16 protein-coding genes and 1 tRNA gene are annotated in these 18,632 nt (G+C 70.1%); 11 read left to right on the plus strand and 6 right to left on the minus strand.

Translation table 11 applies throughout. The features are described from left to right. Positions 1-176 precede the first annotated feature (176 nt). The 5 genes from ACFQRJ_RS00875 (at position 177) to ACFQRJ_RS00895 (ending at position 4,668) form a co-directional block, all read left to right on the plus strand. A complete protein-coding gene (locus ACFQRJ_RS00875; RefSeq protein WP_377016053.1) occupies positions 177-1,199 on the plus strand; it encodes a LacI family DNA-binding transcriptional regulator in 1,023 nt (340 codons plus the stop codon). Continuing rightward, the gene (locus ACFQRJ_RS00880) at positions 1,171-1,875 is read left to right on the plus strand and encodes a helix-hairpin-helix domain-containing protein (RefSeq protein WP_377016055.1); all 705 of its coding nucleotides are present in this window, start codon (positions 1,171-1,173) and stop codon (positions 1,873-1,875) included. Before ACFQRJ_RS00875 ends, ACFQRJ_RS00880 begins: the two co-directional genes overlap by 29 nt. A 223-nt stretch (positions 1,876-2,098) precedes the next feature. Further along, the gene (locus ACFQRJ_RS00885) at positions 2,099-3,862 is read left to right on the plus strand and encodes a potassium channel family protein (RefSeq protein ID WP_377016057.1); all 1,764 of its coding nucleotides are present in this window, start codon (positions 2,099-2,101) and stop codon (positions 3,860-3,862) included. Positions 3,863-3,891: 29 nt separating this feature from the next. Next, positions 3,892-4,368 carry a peroxiredoxin gene (locus ACFQRJ_RS00890; protein WP_377016059.1) on the plus strand — a complete coding sequence of 159 codons (477 nt, stop codon included), beginning with the start codon at positions 3,892-3,894 and terminating at the stop codon, positions 4,366-4,368. A 211-nt stretch (positions 4,369-4,579) separates the two neighbouring features. Next, positions 4,580-4,668 (plus strand) — tRNA-Ser (locus ACFQRJ_RS00895). A 70-nt stretch (positions 4,669-4,738) separates the two neighbouring features. Here the strand turns inward: ACFQRJ_RS00895 and ACFQRJ_RS00900 are convergent. Beyond that, positions 4,739-5,533, minus strand: coding sequence for a GntR family transcriptional regulator (locus tag ACFQRJ_RS00900; RefSeq protein WP_377016061.1), 795 nt, complete (start codon positions 5,531-5,533; stop codon positions 4,739-4,741). A 311-nt stretch (positions 5,534-5,844) separates the two neighbouring features. On the opposite strand from ACFQRJ_RS00900, the gene ACFQRJ_RS00905 reads away from it, so the two are divergent. The 5 genes from ACFQRJ_RS00905 to ppc all read left to right on the plus strand — a co-directional run bounded on the left by ACFQRJ_RS00905 (position 5,845) and on the right by ppc (position 12,112). Next, positions 5,845-6,771 (plus strand): transporter substrate-binding domain-containing protein, encoded by a 927-nt coding sequence (locus ACFQRJ_RS00905; RefSeq protein ID WP_377016063.1) that lies wholly within the window; start codon positions 5,845-5,847, stop codon positions 6,769-6,771. A 129-nt stretch (positions 6,772-6,900) separates the two neighbouring features. Continuing rightward, positions 6,901-7,656: an ectoine/hydroxyectoine ABC transporter permease subunit EhuC gene (ehuC, locus tag ACFQRJ_RS00910; RefSeq protein ID WP_377016065.1), complete on the plus strand. Its 756-nt coding sequence runs from the start codon at positions 6,901-6,903 to the stop codon at positions 7,654-7,656. Next, positions 7,653-8,294 (plus strand): ectoine/hydroxyectoine ABC transporter permease subunit EhuD, encoded by a 642-nt coding sequence (gene ehuD, locus ACFQRJ_RS00915; RefSeq protein ID WP_377016067.1) that lies wholly within the window; start codon positions 7,653-7,655, stop codon positions 8,292-8,294. Before ehuC ends, ehuD begins: the two co-directional genes overlap by 4 nt. Before the next feature lie 109 nt (positions 8,295-8,403). Beyond that, on the plus strand, positions 8,404-9,141 hold the full coding sequence (gene ehuA / locus ACFQRJ_RS00920; protein ID WP_377016373.1) for an ectoine/hydroxyectoine ABC transporter ATP-binding protein EhuA: 738 nt from the start codon (positions 8,404-8,406) through the stop codon (positions 9,139-9,141). Positions 9,142-9,277: 136 nt separating this feature from the next. After that, positions 9,278-12,112 (plus strand): phosphoenolpyruvate carboxylase, encoded by a 2,835-nt coding sequence (gene ppc, locus ACFQRJ_RS00925; protein WP_377016069.1) that lies wholly within the window; start codon positions 9,278-9,280, stop codon positions 12,110-12,112. An 83-nt stretch (positions 12,113-12,195) separates the two neighbouring features. Here the strand turns inward: ppc and ACFQRJ_RS00930 are convergent, their stop codons facing one another. The 3 genes from ACFQRJ_RS00930 to ACFQRJ_RS00940 all read right to left on the minus strand — a co-directional run bounded on the left by ACFQRJ_RS00930 (position 12,196) and on the right by ACFQRJ_RS00940 (position 14,431). Further along, positions 12,196-12,387: a hypothetical protein gene (locus ACFQRJ_RS00930; RefSeq protein WP_377016375.1), complete on the minus strand. Its 192-nt coding sequence runs from the start codon at positions 12,385-12,387 to the stop codon at positions 12,196-12,198. Positions 12,388-12,826: 439 nt separating this feature from the next. Further along, entirely contained in the window at positions 12,827-13,939 is a 1,113-nt protein-coding gene (locus ACFQRJ_RS00935) for an App1 family protein (RefSeq protein ID WP_377016071.1), read from the minus strand. A gap of 6 nt (positions 13,940-13,945) precedes the next feature. Beyond that, the gene (locus ACFQRJ_RS00940) at positions 13,946-14,431 is read right to left on the minus strand and encodes a GNAT family N-acetyltransferase (protein ID WP_377016073.1); all 486 of its coding nucleotides are present in this window, start codon (positions 14,429-14,431) and stop codon (positions 13,946-13,948) included. Positions 14,432-14,602: 171 nt separating this feature from the next. Between ACFQRJ_RS00940 and ACFQRJ_RS00945 the strand changes: the two genes are divergently transcribed. Further along, positions 14,603-15,121 (plus strand): protein tyrosine phosphatase, encoded by a 519-nt coding sequence (locus tag ACFQRJ_RS00945; protein ID WP_377016075.1) that lies wholly within the window; start codon positions 14,603-14,605, stop codon positions 15,119-15,121. Positions 15,122-15,181: 60 nt separating this feature from the next. Here the strand turns inward: ACFQRJ_RS00945 and ACFQRJ_RS00950 are convergent, their stop codons facing one another. Both ACFQRJ_RS00950 and pgm read right to left on the minus strand, forming a co-directional pair. Next, positions 15,182-16,453, minus strand: coding sequence for a hypothetical protein (locus tag ACFQRJ_RS00950; RefSeq protein ID WP_377016077.1), 1,272 nt, complete (start codon positions 16,451-16,453; stop codon positions 15,182-15,184). 349 nt (positions 16,454-16,802) lie between these two features. Then, positions 16,803-18,440, minus strand: a complete 1,638-nt coding sequence (gene pgm, locus ACFQRJ_RS00955) for a phosphoglucomutase (alpha-D-glucose-1,6-bisphosphate-dependent) (protein WP_377016377.1) — start codon at positions 18,438-18,440, stop codon at positions 16,803-16,805. Between the last annotated feature and the right edge of the window lie 192 nt (positions 18,441-18,632).

Here is an 18,632-nt window from a genome sequence, read left to right on the forward strand (position 1 = left end):
GTTGGCAGGGAACGTGTGGCGAGGTCTGCGGACGTCAGCGTTCCGAACCCTCACACCGTAAACGATTGCATATCCCGTGCCTGCGCGACAGGGCATTCCGCGACGTAGGATGCGGTGAGACTGCAAACTTTGCAGATCGGGCCGACGTGCCCGGGCGGAGGAGACGGAGGCACCGGATGGCGATCACGCTGAAGGACGTGGCGGCCCGCGCCGGGGTCTCGATCGCGACCGTCTCCCGCGTGTTCCAGCGCCCCGAGATGGTCGGCGAGAGCACTCGCGAACGGGTCCGCGCCGCCGCGGCCGACCTCGGATACAGCCCCAATCGCACTGCGCGTGCGCTGATCACCGGCCGGTACGGCGTCTACGGGGTGATCGTCCCGGACCTGGAGAACCCGTTCTTCCCGGCCGTGCTCAAGGGCGCCCAGGCGCGTGCGCACCACGTGGGTGCGCAGCTGCTGATCACCGACGCGGGCGAGAGCCCGGAGGGGGAGCTGCCGCTGGTGCGCACCTTGGCCGGCCAGGTCGACGGCATCGTGCTCTGCTCCAGCCGGATGGACGAGAGCGCACTGGAGGAGGCTGCCTCCATGACGCCGCTCAGTCTCGTCAACCGTGTCTCCCCGGACCTGCCAGGCGTGTTCGCCGACGTGACCCCGGGCATCCCCGCCGCGATCCGGCACCTGCGCCGGATGGGCCACCGCCGCCTCGGTTACGTCGGCGGCCCCAGGGTCAGCCGCTCCGACACCGTCCGGCGCGCCGTGATCGAGGAGATCTGCGCCGAGATCGGTACCGAGTGGACCGACCTGGGCTCGTTCGCCCCGACGGTCGAGGGCGGCAGACAGGGGGCCGAGGCCGTCCTGCAGACGGATGTCACCGCGGTGCTGGTCTACAACGACCTGATGGCACTGGCGCTGATGGAACGGCTGCGGGGCTTCGGCGTGGCGGTGCCCGGCCAGATCAGCGTCGTGGGCTGGGACGACATCGAGTTCGCCGCGCTGGTGACTCCCGGCCTCAGCACGGTGCGCGTCCCGCGCTACGAGATGGGCGTCCAAGCGATCGACCTGCTGCGACGGGATGGCGGCACGTCCGACGGGCCCGCACGGATCGGCCTGCCCACCCGGTTCGTGCCGCGAGGATCGACGGCGACTGCGGCCGAGCACTACGGTGAGCTCCATGAGCGGTCCGGACGGCCTGATCGGTGACATCCCGGGAGTGGGGCGGCCGGCTGCTCGCGCGCTCGCCGAGCAGGGCCTGACGACGCTCCGATCACTCGCAGGGGCGGACTGGCCCGATCTGGCGCAGCTGCACGGCGTCGGGCCCGCCGCCGGCAGACGGCTGCAGTCGGCGCTCGAGGAGCACGGCATGAGCATGCGCGAGCCCCCGGCCCCGCAGCGGCGCACCGCCACCTTCACCGTGACCGATGCAGGCGCCCCCGCGGCCACGGGCGGTCGGCGGACCACCGGCACGCGCGCTTCGGGATCCACGCGCCCCACCGACATCTCCCCGCAGCAGTTCCTGGAGGGCCTCGGGGACCGTCGCCGACGGGAGGGGGCAGAGCTGCTGGAGCTGTTCACCGGTGTCACCGGGGAGCAGGCGAGGATGTGGGGCCCCAGCATGATCGGCTTCGGGCAGTACCACTACGTCTATGCCACCGGTCGGGAGGGAGACAGCTTCCGCGTCGGTTTCAGCACGCGCGCGGCGGATCTCGCCCTGTACGGACTGCAGAACGGCCCGCGCGCTGGTGAGCTGCTGGACCGGCTGGGCACGCACCGCCGAGGGGCCGGGTGCGTGTGGGTGAGGAAGCTCGAGGACGTGGACAGCGACGTGCTTCGTGAGCTGGTCGCGCACGCGTGGCAGAGCGGGCCCGGGGGCTCCTGATCCCCGGCTGATCCCGAGTCGCACGCCCCGGCCCGGGGCTCCGTGCGGCTGCGATCATCACGATCACGACACGGAAATGACCTCCACCGGGGCGAAGCTGGTGGTCTTGGGCTCATCGTCCGACCAAGCGTTATGTGCCGCCGTCGCAGCGGGCCTACGCTTTCGCCTGGTGCGGGGAGAGGCCCCGCAGCGTCGGAGCCGAACTGTTCTCGAGAGGAATCGCATGGGCGCGTGGAAGGCGGAGCGCAGGCGCGGGGACCGTGTCCCGATCGCCCGTCGGCGATCTCGCGCCGGTGTGGTGATCGTGGCCATCGGGCTCGCGATGGTGGTCGGCTACGCCGCCCTGTTCAAGGGCCTCATGCACATCGAGGGGCAGGAGCACTCCTGGGTCAGCGCCGTGTACTGGGCGATCACGACCATGTCGACGCTCGGCTACGGCGACATCACCTTCGACACGGACCTCGGGCGCCTGTTCTCCCTGGGCGTCCTGCTGAGCGGTGTCGTCTATCTCCTGGTCCTCGTCCCGTTCTTCGTCATCCAGTACATCGTCACCCCGTGGCTGGACCGTCGCCGCACCTCGCGCACCCCGCGCAAGGTGCCGCCGCAGTTGCACGGCCATGTCCTCCTGGTCGGCTCCGACGCCGTCACCCAGGCCTTCGCCGCTCGCGCCGAGCGCTCCGAGGTGCCCGCCGTCGTCGTGCTCGAGGACCCGATCGAGGCAGGGCAGCTGCACGACCAGGGCCGCCACGTCGTCGTCGGCCCCCTCGACTCCGCCCTGACGTACCGCAACGCCGGTGCCGACCGGGCACGGCTGGTGGTCTCGACGCTCTCGGACACCGCGAACACGAACGTCGCTTTCACCGTCCGTCAGTGCGCGGGCGACGTGCCGATCGCGGTCACCGCCAGCAAGCCCGTCTCCGTGGACGTGCTGGGTCTGGCCGGCGCCGACCACGTCCTCGAGCTCGGAGCCGTGCTGGGTCAGGAGATGGCCGGCCGTGTGCTCGGCTCCACCGGGCGCGTCCACCGCATCGGCAGCTTCGGGGACACGATCGTCGCCGAAGCCGCCGCGCGCGGCACCGCGCTGGTCGGCAAGACGCTCGGAGAGGCGATCTCCAAGCTGCGCTCGTGCGTGCGCATCCTCGCGATCATGCGCAAGGGCCGGCTGCGCCCCCTGAAGCCCGAGCTGAAGATCACCGACACCACCGTGCTGATCCTCGCCGGCGAGAAGGACGAGCTGGCCGCCTACGACGAGCAGTTCCAGGTCCAGGAGCAGTCCGAGGATCCCGTCATCATCATCGGCGGCGGCCGCGTCGGCCGTGCCGCCTCGCGCGGACTCACCGACGAAGGCGTGCCCAACACCATCGTCGAACAGCTCCCGGGCCGCGTGCAGAACTCGTACTCCGCCCTGGAGGGCACGGCCAGCTACGACGTCGTCGAGGGCGACGCCGCCGACGTGCGGATCCTGCGCCGGGCCGGGCTCGACAAGGCCTCCGCCGTGCTGGTCACCGCTCGCGACGACGACCTGAACGTCTATCTCACCCTGTTCTGCCGGCGGCTGCGGCCCGAGCTGCAGGTCGTCTCCCGCGCCACCTACGAGCGCAACGTCGCCACCCTCTATCGCGCCGGCGCCGACGGGGTGCTGTCCTACGCGACCATCGGCGCCACCGACCTGTGGAACCACGCCGGGCTCAGCCACCGCGTGCTGGTGGCCGAGGGCAACGAGCTGTTCCTCGTGCCGCGGCCGTCCTCGCTGGTGCGGCGCTCGGTGCGCAACTCCGAGGTCCACCGCCGCACCGGCTGCCTGATCGTCGCTGTCGCCGACGAGGACGGCACCCTGAGCTACGACACCGAGTCCATTCCCTCGGCGCCCGGCAAACTGCTGCTGCTCGGAGACCGCCACGCCGAGCGCCGCTTCCGCGAGACGTACCTCGGGCGGCGCCGTTCCCGCGGGAGCGGCCGCGACGGGCCGGCCGGTCCGCGCCGCTGACGCCGCCCCGACCACCTCCCAGGAGAGACATGCCTGCCGCACCCGTGAAGCTCGCCGTCGGCGACGCCGCTCCCGACTTCGACCTGCCGACCGCCGGGGGAGGCCGAGTCAGCCTGGCCGAGCTGCGCGGGGCCCCGGCGCTGATCTGGTTCTACCCCGCGGCGAACACCTCGCTGTGCACGACCCAGGCCTGCGACCTGCGCGACAACCATCAGCTGTTCCTCGACGCCGGATACCGCGTGGTGGGCATCTCTCCGGACCCGGTGCCGGAACTGGACCGCTTCGTCGCCGAGCAGGACCTGCCGTACACCTTGGCCTCGGACGAGACCCACGAGGTCATGGAGGCCTACGGCGCCTGGGGCGAGAAGAACATGTACGGCAGGCTCGTCGAGGGGACGATCCGCTCGAGCTTCGCGATCGATGCCGACGGGATCCTCACGTTCGTGAAGTACCGCGTCGGCACGCCCAAGCACATCACGCTGCTGCGGGAGAAGCTCGGGCTGTGAACCGGTAGAGCACCTGTGAACCGGCAGAGCAGCTGTGAACCGGCAGAGCAGCTGTGAACCGGCGGAGCGGGAATCCTGCGCCACGCACGCTGACGTGAGGATGATCGACCCGCGCGCCCCGGTGTGACGTGATCGGTGCGCTGTCGCTTTGGCGCACTCCACGTGCTCCCGTATGCTGTATCGGCGTGCCACGCCGCGAGCGTGCGCACCAGGAGACGTGGCAGAGCGGCCGAATGCGCTCCCCTGCTAAGGGAGTAGGCGACTAAAATCGCCTCGGAGGTTCAAATCCTCTCGTCTCCGCCCAAGAAAAGGGCCCTTCACCTGCGGGTTTCTCCGCCGGGAAGGGCCCTTCTCATGCCTCCGTCCCCGCTCAGGCCGGCCCGCCCTCGCCGATCGTGGTCCACTCCGGGCCGGAGCTCTCGAGCAGGTCCGGGTCGCGCACCAGGTCCTCGTCGGCCCCGGCGCGCAGTCGGCCGGCCAGCTCCTGCAGCGATTCACGCAGCAGGGCGCGGGCTCGCGAACCGTCTCCCGAGGAGAGGGCGTCGAGCAGAGCCTCGTGGGTGGCGGTCAGATCCGCGCGCACGCCGAAGCCCAGGGGATCGGAGAAGCTGCCCATCCGCGTGAGGATCACGATGGTGTTCATCGCGGTGCTCAGGAAGCGGTTGCGGGCGATCTCGGCGATCTGCTGGTGCAGGTCGAGGTCCGCGTTGCCGGCCTCGATGACCTCCTCGGCGGCCAGGGCGGCCCGGCTCCGCTCCATCGAGACCCGCAGCGGCGACAGGAGCGCGTCGGCCGCCTCCGGCTTCCCGGCCTCCCGCAGACCGGCGACCCGATCGGCGACGATCGTGGCGGCCTGCATCTCGATGCCGAGGCGGTAGTCGATGAAGTCCGACATGGTCTCGGCGTCCATGTGCGTGACGAACAGACCCCGCCCCGGGATCTGGGTGAGCAGCCCGTCGCGCACCAGGCGCTGGCACGCCTCTCGCAGCGAGGAGCGGGAGATGCCCATCTGCCGCGAGACCTGCACCTCCGGGACCCCATCGCCCGGCCGCAGATCGCCGTAGTAGATGGCATTGCGCAGTTCCAGCTCCGCCTGATCGATGATCGAGGGCCGGCGCAGCGGCTGCATCATCGGCAGCCGGACCCCCTCGTGCCGAGTGGTCATCGCCATCCTCCTGAACTACGCATGGTCACTTCCGCGATGGACATCGTATTCGCCCGTCGGGCCTGGTCGGAGCGCGCCCCAGGCACTGCCCCGGTGCTCGCGCGATGCCCCCGCTGAGCGGGTCCGCACCTCGCGATCCGGCGCGGACGCGGCCCGTCCCTCGGGTCACGACACCATCACGATACGTGGCCTGACCCGCGAACGTCCCTCCCTCACCCCTTAGCGTGGACTGCGATCCGATATCCAAACAGCAGGTTGTCCGACAATCTGAGCGCTTGCGACGCCGTGGGCGCAGTGAGAGGGAGCACTTCATGCACAATCGCCGTACTTTCTTCCAGGGGAGCGGTCTCGTCGTGTCGGCCGCGGCCCTCGGCGGCCTCGCCGCCTGCAGCCGCACCGACACCGGAGGCAGCGGGGACGGCGGTTCCGGCGGCGGCAGCGAGAGCGGCGGCGACCTGCTCAAGCAGCTGCAGGATGCCGGCACGATCACGGTCGGCTTCGCCGGCGAGGCCCCCTACAGCTTCGAGGAGGGCGGCGACCTGCAGGGCGCCACCGTCGCCATGCACCGCGAGATCTTCGGGGAGCTCGGTATCGACACCGTCGAGGGTGTCCAGACCGAGTGGAGCTCGCTGATCCCGGGCCTGAACGCCGGCCGCTTCGACATCATCAGCGCCGGCATGTCGATCCTGCCCGAGCGCTGCGCCGAGGCCGCCTTCGGCGACCCTGAGTTCCAGTACACGACGGCACTCATGGTCCCGGACGGCAACCCCGAGGGGCTCGAGAACATGCAGTCCTTCGTGGACACCGATCTCACGGTCGCCACCATGTCCGGCGCGGTCGAGGCCGGCTACGTCGAGTCGCTGGGGCTGAACGGTCTCGAGGTGGGCGGCCCGCAGGACGGCGTGGACGCCGTCAACAGCGGCAACGCCGACGCCTTCGCACTGACCGCCATCTCCCTGAACTGGCTGGCCGAGAACTCCAACATCGACGTCGAGGTCACCGACAGCTTCGTTGCGGACATCGACGGCGAGAAGCAGTACGGCGCTGGTGCGACCGTGTTCCGCAAGGACGACACGTCCCTTCTGGAGGCCTACAACGAGAAGCTGGCGGAGATCGTCTCGGATCCGGAGCGCTACCTCTCCATCGTGGGCGAGTACGGGTTCACCGAGGGCGAGCTGCCGCCCGAGGAGATGACGACCGAGATGCTCTGCGACGGCGATCTCTCCGCCCTCCAGTGAGGCTTCTTCCGGTGAGCCGCGGCGCCCGAGGCCCCGCGGCGGGACCGGTGCGACTGCCTGGGTCCGGGCGCGGTTCCCCTCATGACCGCCCCGGGCCCGTCCATGCTGCGCGCCGGAAGTGATGCACCCATGAACGACTTCTTCGAGAACTTCGGGGCCAACACCGAGTTCATGATCTCCCGCTGGCCCCAGATCCTCGACGGCATCTGGGTCACCGTCCAGCTCACGGTGCTCGGGGCGCTCGGCGCCCTGCTGGTCGCCCTGACCTTCGGCCTGGCTCAGACGGTCAAGTACGCCGTCGTGCGCGGGATCGCGCGGGTATTCATCGAGTTCTTTCGCGGCACCTCGCTCGTGGTCCAGCTCTTCTGGTGGTTCTTCGTGCTGCCCCAGCTGGGCTGGGAGCTGACGCCCCTGTTCTGCGGCGTGCTCGCCCTGGCCCTGAACTACGGTGCCTATGGTGCCGAGGTGGTCCGCGGTTCGATCGGCTCCGTCCCCAAGGGGCAGTACGAGGCGATCAGCGCGCTCAGCCTGAGCCCGGTGCGCGGCATGTTCCGCGTCATCATCCCGCAGGCGTGGGCTCTGATGATCCCCTCGCTGTCGAACCTCTGGATCCAACTCCTCAAGGGAACCGCGATCGTCTACGCGATCACTCTGTACGACCTCTACTACCAGGTCGATCGGCTGCGCCAGACGACGGGCACCTGGTACGCCTTCGGCTTCGCGCTGCTGGCCTACTTCGTCATCGCGTGGGTGCTGGTGATGATCATGAACGCCCTGGAGATCGACGCCAAGCACCGCATCGGCCGCGGGCCGAGCCTCACCCACTCGCTGGGGTCGCTGTTCAGGTCCAATGCGCGCAGCGCGACGGGAGGGGGTGCAGCATGACCTTCTGGGACTGGGGACACGCGTGGGCATCCCTGCCTGCGCTGCTGGACGGCTTCAAGATCACCCTGCTGGCCACTGTGCTGGGCACGCTCATCGCCGCGGTGCTGGGCCTGGTGGTCGCTATCCTGCGCCGCAGCCTGCCGGCGATCGGGCGCGCCCCGGTGGTCGCCGTGGTCGAGTTCATCCGGATGACGCCGCTGGTCGTGCAGCTGGTCTTCGCGAACCTGGTGCTGTCGCAGTACTTCGACACACTGACCATCGGCATCTGCGTGCTGGGCATCCACTACATGACCTACATGGCGGAGGTGTACCGCGCGGGGATCGACTCGGTGGCCAAGGGCCAGTGGGAGGCGGCGACCGCGCTGTCGCTGCCGCGCGCCCGCACCTGGCGAGCGGTGATCATTCCGCAGGCGATCCGCAACACGCTGCCGGCCCTGGGCAACTACGCGATCTCCATGTTCAAGGAGACGCCGTTCCTGACCGTCATCTTCATCGGGGAGATGGTGCGCGAGGCGCAGCAGTACGGCGGCAACAACTTCCGGTACACGGAGCCGCTGACGCTGGCGGCCCTGATCTTCCTGGCCGCGAGCTACCCGACCTCGCTCCTGATCCGACGACTGGAGAAGAAACTTGCCTGAGAACAACCAGCACCCCGGCGCCCACAGCGGCGGCCTCCAGCAGGGCGTGCCCGACGGCGCCCTGGCGGCGGGGTCCGCTCCGGGCGCCCCGCACATCGAGTTCCGCGACGTGGTCAAGCGGTTCGGGGACAACACCGTGCTGGACGACCTGAACTTCACCGTCTCGCAGGGCGAGCGCGTCACACTGATCGGGCCCTCGGGGTCCGGCAAGACGACGATCCTGCGTCTGGTGATGACCCTCGAGGAGCTCAGCGGCGGCTACATCCACGTGGGCGGGCAGCCCCTGCAGTACGAGGAATCCGGCGGCAAGCGTGTGCGGATCCCCGACCGTCAGCGGCGCCGCATCACCCAGCACATCGGCATGGTCTTCCAGCACTTCAACCTGTTCCCCAACATGACGGTGCTGGAGAACATCACGGAGGCCCCGATCCACGTGATGGGGCTGTCGAAGGCCGAGGCCGCCTCGAAGGCGGAGGGGCTGCTGGACAAGGTCGGCCTGGCCGACAAGAAGAACGCCCGGCCCTCGCAGCTCTCCGGTGGCCAGCAGCAGCGCGTCGCGATCGCGCGTGCGCTGGCCATGGATCCCGAGATCCTGCTGCTGGACGAGGTGACCTCCGCGCTGGACCCGGAGCTGGTCGGCGACGTGCTCGCGGTGCTCAAGGACATCGCCGCGGAGACGGACATCTCGATGCTGATCGTGACCCACGAGATGCAGTTCGCCCGGGACGTCTCCAACCGCGTGATGATGTTCGACCAGGGATCCGTCGTCGAGGAGGGTCACCCGGAGAAGATCTTCAGCGAGCCGGAGAACCAGCGTACGCAGGACTTCCTGCGCGCCGTGCTCTGACCCGCACCGTCCGCCGATCGGCCCGTACCGTGCTGCTGGGACGCTCGCGGTAGTCTGTGCCCGTTCGTTCCGCGCCGAGGCGGTCGCCCCAACTGCCGGCGGCCGTTCCCACGCGCCGCCGACCTCAGGAGGCCCCGTGCCCGAATCTGACGCCATTGCCGTCCCGACGTTGACGAGCGAGTTCCCCGTCGTCGGCGATGATCCGCATATCGATGCGCCGCTGCGTGCCACCGTGCGGCGTCTGTCCACGCTGCTGGGACGCACTCTCGCCGACCAGCATGGACAGGAGCTGCTGGACCTCGTCGAGCAGGTGCGCAAGCTGACCAAGGATGCCAAGGCCTCCGACGTCGAGGCCGACGCCCGCGACGTCCAGAAGCGCCTGGCGGAGCTGCCCCTGGAGCAGGCCACGGCACTGACCCGCGCCTTCACGCAGTACTTCCTGCTCGCCAACGCGGCCGAGCAGGTCTACCGGGTCCGGGCCCTGCAGGAGCGCCCCGCCGCGGACTCCTGGGTCCCGCGCACCGTCCGCGCCGTCCACGACGAGCTGGGGGCCGACGGTCTCCAGCAGGCGGTCGACTCACTCGATGTGCGCCTGGTCTTCACCGCGCACCCCACCGAGGCCTCCCGCCGCGCCGTGCTGACCAAGCTGCGCCGCATCTCCGACCTCCTCGAGGAGGAGACCGAGGAGGACACTCCCGAGCGCCGGCGCCAGGACCGGGATCTCGCCGAGCTGATCGAATCTCTGTGGCAGACGGACGAGCTGCGCCGCCAGCGGCCCACCCCGCAGGACGAGGCCCGCAACGCCCTGTACTACCTGCGCCAGATCTACCGCCAGACGATGCCGGAGATGCTCGATGACCTCCGCGACGAGCTGCGCGCCCACGGCGCCGAGCTGCGTGACGGTCAGGTGCCCCTGCGCTTCGGCTCCTGGATCGGCGGCGATCGCGACGGCAATCCGTACGTCACCGCCGAGGTCACCCGCGAGGTGCTCGCGCTGCAGGCGGAGACCGCGATCGACATCGCCATCGAGGCCATCTCCGATCTGATTCTCGATCTGTCCGTCTCCAGCGCCCTGACGGGCGAGGACGAGCAGCTGCGCGCGAGCCTGGCCGAGGACCTCTCGCACGGCGGCGATGTCGACGTCGACGAGATCCAGCAGGAGATGTACGACGAGGAGCCCTACCGGCTCAAGCTCGGCACCATGCGGGCCAAGCTGCGCGCGACCCGCGAGCGGATCCGCTCCGGGGCGCCGCACGTGCCCGGCAAGGACTACGGCGACAGCGAGGATCTCCAGGCCGACTTCCGCGTCCTGCGCGAGGCCCTGCACCGCCACCGTGGGGTGCGCGCCTCCGACGGCGCCCTGGCCATCACCCAGCACGTGCTGGCCGGCTCGGGCCTGAACCTGGCGGCGCTGGACGTGCGCGAGCACTCCGAGAAGCACCACGAGGTCCTCGCCCGGCTCTTCGACCGCGTCGGCGAGCTGGACCGCCCCTACGCGGAGCTCAGCCGTGCCGAGCGCACCACGGTGCTCGCCGCGGAGCTCGCCAGCCGGCGACCGCTGGTGGGATCGGCGATCACCGAGGACGAGACGATCCTCGACGACGCCACGCGCACCACCTACAACGTGTTCCGCGAGATCCGCGGTGCCCACCGGCTGTACGGGACCTCCGTGATCGAGACCTACATCGTCTCGATGACCCACGGGGCCGACGACATCCTGGCCGTCGCACTGCTGGCCCGCGAGGCCGGTCTGATCAGCATCCCTGGCGGGGACGAGAACCGCGCCGACATCGGCTTCGTGCCGCTGCTGGAGGAGGTGGGCGAGCTCCGCGCCGCCGGCGAGATCCTCGACGAGCTGCTCAGCGATCCCTCCTACCGCGAGATCGTGCGCCTGCGCGGGGACCGCCAGGAGGTCATGCTCGGCTACTCGGACTCCAACAAGGACTCCGGCGTGATGACCAGCCAGTGGGAGATCCACCAGGCCCAGCGCCGCCTGCGCGACGTCTCGGCCCGGCACGGGGTCACCCTGCGCCTGTTCCACGGTCGCGGCGGTTCCGTCGGCCGTGGCGGCGGCCCGACGTACGACGCGATCCTGGCCCAGCCGTACGGCGTGCTCGAGGGCGAGATCAAGTTCACCGAGCAGGGCGAGGTCATCTCCGACAAGTACACGCTGCCCACGCTGGCCCGGGAGAACCTGGACCTGTCACTGGCCGCGGTGCTGGAGGGCTCGGCGCTGCACACGGAGCCGCGCACCACTCCCGAGCAGCTGGAGCGCTTCGGCGACACCATGCAGACCGTCTCGGACGCGGCCTATGCGCGCTATCGCACTCTGGCGGATGATCCGGACCTGCCCGAGTACTTCGTGACCTCCACCCCGGTCGAGCAGCTGGGCGAACTCAACATCGGGTCCCGGCCGTCCAAGCGCGCCACCTCCGACAAGGGACTGGATGGACTGCGGGCGATTCCGTGGGTGTTCGGCTGGACGCAGTCACGCCAGATCGTGCCGGGCTGGTTCGGCGCCGGCTCCGGTCTGAAGGCGGCGCGCGAGGCGGGGCTGGAGCCGGACCTGCACGACATGCTGCGCAACTGGCACTTCTTCCGCACTGTGATCAGCAACGTGGAGATGACGCTGGCGAAGACGGACATGCAGATCGCCGCGCACTACGTGCATTCGCTGGTGCCGGAGCGGCTGTGGCACCTGTTCGATCGGATTCGCGAGGAGTATGAGCTGTCGGTCGCCGAGATCGAGCGGCTGACCGGGGTGCTGGGCCTGCTGGACAACCAGCCGGTCCTCAAGCGCACGCTCGCCGTGCGTGACCGCTACCTCGACCCGATCTCCTACATGCAGGTCGCGATGCTCCAGCGGGCCCGGGCCGTCACCGCGCGCGGCGAGGAGCTCGACCCGGACCTGCAGCGGGCGCTGCTGACCACCATCAATGGTGTGGCCGCCGGCCTGAAGAACACGGGCTGAGCTTCCGGCGGCCGCTCACTCGGGCGGCCGCCGAAGCTCTCCGTCGCCTCGAGATCCCGCGGGTTCGCGACTGCCGAGGTCGTTCAGCGCTTCGGCAGCGGGCGCTCCATGACGTCCATCTCGAGGTCCTGCACCGCCAGGTCGTCCGGATCCCCGGGGAAGGGGACGGCGGTGCCGGTGCGGACGAATCCGTGCCGCTGGTACCAGGCGTGCAGCTCCGGGCGCTCCTGAAGCACCTGGATCACCAGGACCGCCACGCCCGCGTTCGCGAGCAGCGCCGCCTGCGCCTCGAGGAGCCTGCCGCCGAGGCCCTGACCCTGAGCGGGGGGTGGACGGCGAACAAGCCCAGTTCAGCACGTGAGAGCTGTTCGCTGCCGGTGGCTGATCCGGTCTCCGTGCGGGTGTAGCAGCAGCCCACTAGCTCCCCGTCGGCCTCGGCCACCAGCAAGGTCACGGCGGGATCGGACAGCATCGTGCGCACCTCGGCCTCGTCTGCGCGCGCTCCGCGGACGAGGTGGGCCTCGGTCGTCCAACCGCCCTCACCTCGGTAGGCCGCCTGGACGACGTCCACGATCGCCGGGACATCGCCCGTGCGGGCGTCGCGGATCTCCAGGGCAGTACTGGCAACGGTGCCCGCCTGCGGCCCCGGCGCTCGGGGCGTGTCAGCCCGCCCCTGCCAGGCGCTGTTGCGGGTTCGAGATTGCTGAGCGTTCATCAGAGCACTCCATGGCGGTCCAGCTCGGCCAGCAGGCCGTGCCCGTCGGGTGCCTGGACCGTCAGCGGCGCCTCACCCGCGTGGCGATACTGCTCCAGCGGCCGCAGGCTTCCGTGGGCCAGCAGCTGCTCGGACTCGGTCAGGCGGCGGATTGCGATCGCCTCCACCAGCTCGGGGCGGCGGGCGGAGAAGGAGGCGTAGATCGACGGATCGTGCTGGCCGTCGTCGCCGACGAGGATCCACCGCATGTGCGGGAAGGACTCGGCAAGTCGCTCGAGGGCCTGGACCTTGTGGTCGCGGCCGGAGCGGAACAGGCCGGTGTTCGTCGGGCCCCAATCGGTCAGCAGCAGCGGCCCGTCGGGGTAGCCGTTCTTGTACAGGAATCGTTTGAGCACGGGGAACACGTTCCAGGCGCCGGTGGAGAGGTAGACGACCGGCAGGGAGGGATGGCGCCGGGCGATGCGCTGGTACAGCATCGGCATGCCCGGAACGACCTGCCGTGTGGACTGGTGGACGACGAAGGCATTCCAGAACGCCAGTAGCGGCCGCGGCAGCCAGGTCACCATCACGGTGTCATCGATGTCGCTGACCAGACCCACGCGCGCCTCCGGGGAGAACACGGTGATGTCGGCGGTGACCTCGTTGCCCGGGACCGTCCACAGCACTGCGCGGTGGGTGCCCGGCTCCAGCGCGACGTCGAACTCCGCGTCGACGATGCCGGTGCGGTCCGCCCGCACGCGGAACTGACGGTCACCGATCAGGACGTGGACGGTGCGGTTCGGCGCCACCTGGCCGGCGAAGTTGCGCCAGCCGCGCACCGCCATGGTCCGCATGTCATGGACAGGTTGGTCGTGGAAGTCCGCCGGGGTGCCGGGGGAGGCGTAGAGGACCTTGGCCAGCACCCGCACCCGGCCGGAGGTTCCGTACCCATGGAAGGGCTGCAGTCGCAGATCCCAGCCGAGCCGGCGCAGGGCGCTGCCGACCGTGACGTTCTTGGCGTCCTCGAGCCGGGCGGCCCAGTGGGGGCGGCCCCGGTCCGATCTCGCCCCGACGGTGCGCAGCACGGCGCGCGGGGAGGGGACGCGGGAGACCACGCGCCGCGAGAGGGACACCGGGCCTCAGAGGGCGCGGGACATCTTCAGCCAGGCACCATCGGGATCGTCCTCGACGACCTCCCACCGATCACCGGTGTCGACGAAGCCGAGGCTCTCGTACAGCGACTGGGCGACCTCGTTGCCGGGGCCGACGTACAGCGTGACCGTGTCCGCCCCGTCCTGGCGGGCCCAGTCGAAGACGGCCTCGGCGAGATTCTGGGCGATGCCGGACTTGCGGGAGTTGGGGGTCACCCACATCGCCTGCAGCTCGCGCTCGTTGTCGGGGGAGTCCTCCTCGTGGCGCGCGGCCACGACAGCGACCGGCTGCCCGTCCTCGACGGCGAGGAACCAGGCCGCATCGCGCACGCGCTGCTCCCACACGGAGTCCTCGTACGTCGACTCCGTGTCCCAGCTCTGGCCGAAGGCGGCCGGGTCGGTGCTGAGAGACCGGAGCCGGATCTCGCGCACCAGCGGCCAGTCGTCGTCTTGGGCGCGGATGATGTCGGCCATCGCTGTCCTCCTGAGCCGTCGTTGCGTCGTCACGGGCCATCGTGCCCTGGTGATCATGCCCTGGCGAATACGCCGGCGCGGGCCCGTGGCACCGCAAGCACTCCCTCGAGCATTGTAGAGGCCATGGCGAATCGGCGCTCACAGCCGCTGATCGTTGACACAATGGCGCTCATGACGTCCCTCCGAGTCCTGACCGTGTGCACCGGCAATGTCTGCCGATCCCCGGCCGCTGCCGTGATGCTGCGGGAGGCGATCCGGGCCGAGGGGCTCGAGGACAGCGTCGAGGTGGGCTCCGCCGGCACCAGTTGGGAGGCGGAGGGGATGCCGATGGACGACCGCACCGAGCTGGCGCTCGAACATGCCGGGTACACCCGTCCCTTCGAGCACACCGCGCGCACCATCCATCTCACCGAGATGATGGTCTGGGATGTCGTGCTGCCGATGACGGCCGAGCAGGCGCAGGCGCTGCGCCGCATGGCGGACCAGCTGCCCGAGGACAGGGCGGCGCCGGAGATCGTGCTGTGGCGGCGCTTCGATCCGACGGCGGCTCCCGAGCTGCTCGAGACGGATATTCCCGTCCCGGATCCGTGGTACGAGGGCCAGGCGGCCTTCGACCGCACGATCGTGGAGATGGAACGCAGCGTGCCCGAGATCATCGCGCACGTACGGGAGGTTCTCGCCCGGCGCTGAGCCGTCGGGTCCGGGGTACGCAGGGAACGGCTGCCCCGGCGAGGCGTTCGCCCCAGGGTCTCAGCGTCCCGCGCGCTTGGTTCCGCTGACGGAGGCCGCGCGCCGGCTCTGCCACGTGGCGCCGACGAAGCCGGCCGTGGTGAGGAAACCGATGCCGAGTGCGATGATCAGCACCTGCCGCATACGGCCGAACGCCGAGTTCTCATCATTCGAGGAGATGGCGTTGAGCAGCTGGACGACCGGCCCACCCTCTTGCGCGGCCGACGCCGGCTGCGGCTCGGGTGGTGGCGGAGGGCTCTGATCGCCGTTGCCGCCATTCACCTCGGACGTCTCCGGTTCCTCCGACGGGTCTTCGACCTCGGTGGTGCCCGACGAGGTGGATTCGGTGTCCGTGGTCTCCCTGGTGTCCTGGGCGTCGGAGCTGGATGGCTCCTCGCTGGGCGCGGCGGGAGCCGGCTCCTCCGGTTCCTCGTCCTGCGCCCGGGAGCGCTGAGCCGGCTCCTCCGATTCCTCGGTGGACTCTTCCGGAGGTTGCACGGAGGTGCCAGGGCGTTCTTCCTCCGAGGTGCTCTCCTCGGAGGGCTCTGACGTCGGAGTCGAGCTCGGGGACTCCTCCGCCGGCTCGGTCGTCTCGTCTGGATCCGTCGAGGGCGTCGGATCCTCGGTTTCCTCCGGGGTCGAGGGTGAGTCGTTCGGATCCGACGGGGTTTCGCCACCGCCGTCACTGGGTGACCCGGAGGGGTCCTGGGTGCCGGTGGGCTGATCCGAGCCCTCCGGATCGTCCGGAGTCGGAGAAGTGTTCGTCGCCGTGGGCGAGGGGTCAGGGGTCTTCGACGAGGTTTCGGTGACCGTGCTCTCCGAGCCGTCCTCCTCCGTCGTCTCGCCGTCGGTGGCGCCGGTCTCCTCGGCCGGATCGCTCTCCGTGGACTCGGTGCCCTCCGTGGAGTCGCTCTCCGGGGACTCCGGCTCCTGCTCGGTGCTCGTGTCGTCGCCGGTGCTCTTGTCACCGTCCGCCGTCGAGTCGGCGTCCTCGTTCTCGTCGCAGTTCGGATCTTGCAGCAGGCGAGGGATGAGCTCGCCCTCCGCGTCGGTCTCGCATCCGTCGCCGACGATCGCGTCGGGCTGCGTCGGGTCCTCGGCGGTCTGCTCGTCGGAGTCCGCTGTGGCGTCGGTGGCCTCGTCCTCGGTCGTCGACTCGTCCTCGGTCGTCGATTCTCCCTCGGTGGCCGACTCGGCGTCGGCCGTCTCGGAGTTCGGCTCGGGAGACGCCGGATCGTCGATGTCGACAGTTCGCGGGGTCGCGCTCTCGGCGGTCTCATCGGTCTCCGCCATGGCCGGAAGCGTCGCGGTGGGGAGCGCGATGGCGAGGGCAGCGGAACATGCACAAAGGCGTGTTCGCAGTCGCATCAGCGCGGTCCCCCCTCTCCTGGTCGCTGCCCCGCGGGCGCGTTCGACGTCATCTTCGGTGGGTCCGGCCGAGCATATTACCCTACCGAACTTTTACCTTCCGGGATCATCCTCCAAGCCGAGGGGCGGGGCGCGCAAGGGCTTGTGGATGGCGACACCCTAGGGTGACGGTCGCAATATTGACCGTGGCTTTACGCAGCCTTGACCACCCACCTGCGGAAATGCTGAGACTGGACGCGCATGCTCCCAGGGCACGGCGTCACAGCCCGAGACGTCACTCGGCGAGCGCGTCGTCCACGAGTGCCTTCGCCGCGTCCTGGACCTGCGCGAGATGCTCCTCGCCGCGGAAGGACTCGGCATAGATCTTGTAGATGTCCTCGGTGCCGGACGGGCGCGCGGCGAACCACGCGGACTCGGTGGAGACCTTCAGCCCGCCGATGGCTCCGCCCGACGGGGCCTCGGTGATCGCGGAGACGATGGGCTCGCCGGCCAGCTCGGTCGCGGTGACCTGGTCGGCGCTGAGCGCCTTCAGCTTCGCCTTCTGCTCCCGGTCGGCCGGGGCATCGACCCGCGCGTAGGCGCTGGCGCCGAACTCCTCGACCAGCTCGGCGTGCAGCGCACTGGGGGAGCGGCCGGTGACCGCGAGGATCTCCGAGGCCAGCAGGGCGAGGATGATGCCGTCCTTGTCGGTCGTCCATACCGACCCGTCGCGGCGCAGGAACGAGGCGCCCGCGCTCTCCTCCCCGCCGAAGCCGACGGAGGAGTCGATCAGTCCGGGAACGAACCACTTGAAACCGACGGGCACCTCGAACAGCTCGCGGCCGAGGGACGCGGTGACGCGGTCGATCAGGCCGGAGGAGACGAGGGTCTTGCCGACCTTCGCCCCGGCCGGCCAGTTCGGGCGGTGGGCGTAGAGGTAGTTGATCGCGGTCGCCAGGTAGTGGTTGGGGTTCATCAGGCCGGCGTCGGGGGTGACGATGCCGTGCCGATCGGAGTCGGCGTCGTTGCCGGTGGCGATGTCGAACTCGGAGCGCTTCTCGAGCAGGGACGCCATCGCCCACGGGCTCGAGCAGTCCATGCGGATCTTCCCGTCCCGGTCCAGCGTCATGAAGGACCACTGCGGGTCGACCTCGGGGTTGACCACGGTGAGGTCCAGGTCGTGCAGCTCGCCGATCTCGGCCCAGTAGTCCACCGCCGCGCCGCCGAGGGGATCCGCACCGATGCGCACCCCGGCCCGGCGGATGGCGTCGAGATCCACCACGCTGGAAAGGTCCTGGACGTAGGTGTGGAGGTAGTCGTAGCGGCCCGCATCCTGCAGGGCCTTCTGGCGCCCGTGGCGCCGCACTCCGCGCAGCCGGTCCGCCAGCAGCTCGTTGGCGCGGTCCGCGATCCAGCCGGTGGCCTCGGAGTCGGCGGGGCCGCCGTGCGGCGGGTTGTACTTGAATCCGCCGTCGCGCGGCGGGTTGTGGCTCGGGGTGACGACGATCCCGTCGGCCCGACCCGGGTCGCTCGCGGAGCGGTCGCGGTTGTGGACGAGGATGGCGTGGGAGACGGCGGGGGTGGGCGTGTACCCGTCCATCGTGTCGACCTGGGCGACGACGTCGTTGCCGGCCAGCACCTCCAGCGCCGTGTCGAAGGCGGGTCGCGAGAGAGCGTGGGTGTCCCGGCCGATGAACAGCGGACCGCGGATGCCCTGCCCGGCGCGGTACTCGACGATCGCCTGGGTGGTGGCGGCGATGTGGTCCGCGTTGAACGCGGTGTCGAGGGAGGAGCCGCGATGACCGGAGGTGCCGAAGCTGACTGCCTGAGCAGGATCGGCGGGATCCGGATGGAGGTCGTAGTACGCGTCCAGGAGCGCATCGACGTCGACGAGATCCTCGGGAAGGGCCTTCTGGCCGGCACGGGGGTGCATGCTCACCACTCCATCCACGGTTGCGGGGTCTGAGGTCACTCTAGGTCAGGGCGGCGCCGGGGGACCCGGCACGGGTCGTTCCCTGAGACGCGCGGTGACGGGACGGCACCGGCGACGGAGACGCCGCCACGAGGGGCGCCGGGACAAGCGGCACCGGGACAGGTGGCGCCGGGACAGGGAGCACCGGGGTCG

Origin of the sequence: Brachybacterium sp. GCM10030252, from assembly GCF_042666535.1 — a bacterium.
Classification (GTDB): Bacteria; Actinomycetota; Actinomycetes; order Actinomycetales; family Dermabacteraceae; genus Brachybacterium.

Coding starts and splice junctions, on each gene's coding strand:
- ACFQRJ_RS00875 (WP_377016053.1), top strand. CDS start 177: ATGGCGATCACGCTGAAGGACGTGGCGGCCCGCGCCGGGGTCTCGATC.
- ACFQRJ_RS00880 (WP_377016055.1), top strand. CDS start 1,171: ATGAGCGGTCCGGACGGCCTGATCGGTGACATCCCGGGAGTGGGGCGG.
- ACFQRJ_RS00885 (WP_377016057.1), top strand. CDS start 2,099: ATGGGCGCGTGGAAGGCGGAGCGCAGGCGCGGGGACCGTGTCCCGATC.
- ACFQRJ_RS00890 (WP_377016059.1), top strand. CDS start 3,892: ATGCCTGCCGCACCCGTGAAGCTCGCCGTCGGCGACGCCGCTCCCGAC.
- ACFQRJ_RS00900 (WP_377016061.1), bottom strand. CDS start 5,533: ATGACCACTCGGCACGAGGGGGTCCGGCTGCCGATGATGCAGCCGCTG.
- ACFQRJ_RS00905 (WP_377016063.1), top strand. CDS start 5,845: ATGCACAATCGCCGTACTTTCTTCCAGGGGAGCGGTCTCGTCGTGTCG.
- ehuC (WP_377016065.1), top strand. CDS start 6,901: ATGAACGACTTCTTCGAGAACTTCGGGGCCAACACCGAGTTCATGATC.
- ehuD (WP_377016067.1), top strand. CDS start 7,653: ATGACCTTCTGGGACTGGGGACACGCGTGGGCATCCCTGCCTGCGCTG.
- ACFQRJ_RS00940 (WP_377016073.1), bottom strand. CDS start 14,431: ATGGCCGACATCATCCGCGCCCAAGACGACGACTGGCCGCTGGTGCGC.
- ACFQRJ_RS00945 (WP_377016075.1), top strand. CDS start 14,603: ATGACGTCCCTCCGAGTCCTGACCGTGTGCACCGGCAATGTCTGCCGA.
- ACFQRJ_RS00950 (WP_377016077.1), bottom strand. CDS start 16,453: ATGGCGGAGACCGATGAGACCGCCGAGAGCGCGACCCCGCGAACTGTC.
- pgm (WP_377016377.1), bottom strand. CDS start 18,440: ATGCACCCCCGTGCCGGCCAGAAGGCCCTTCCCGAGGATCTCGTCGAC.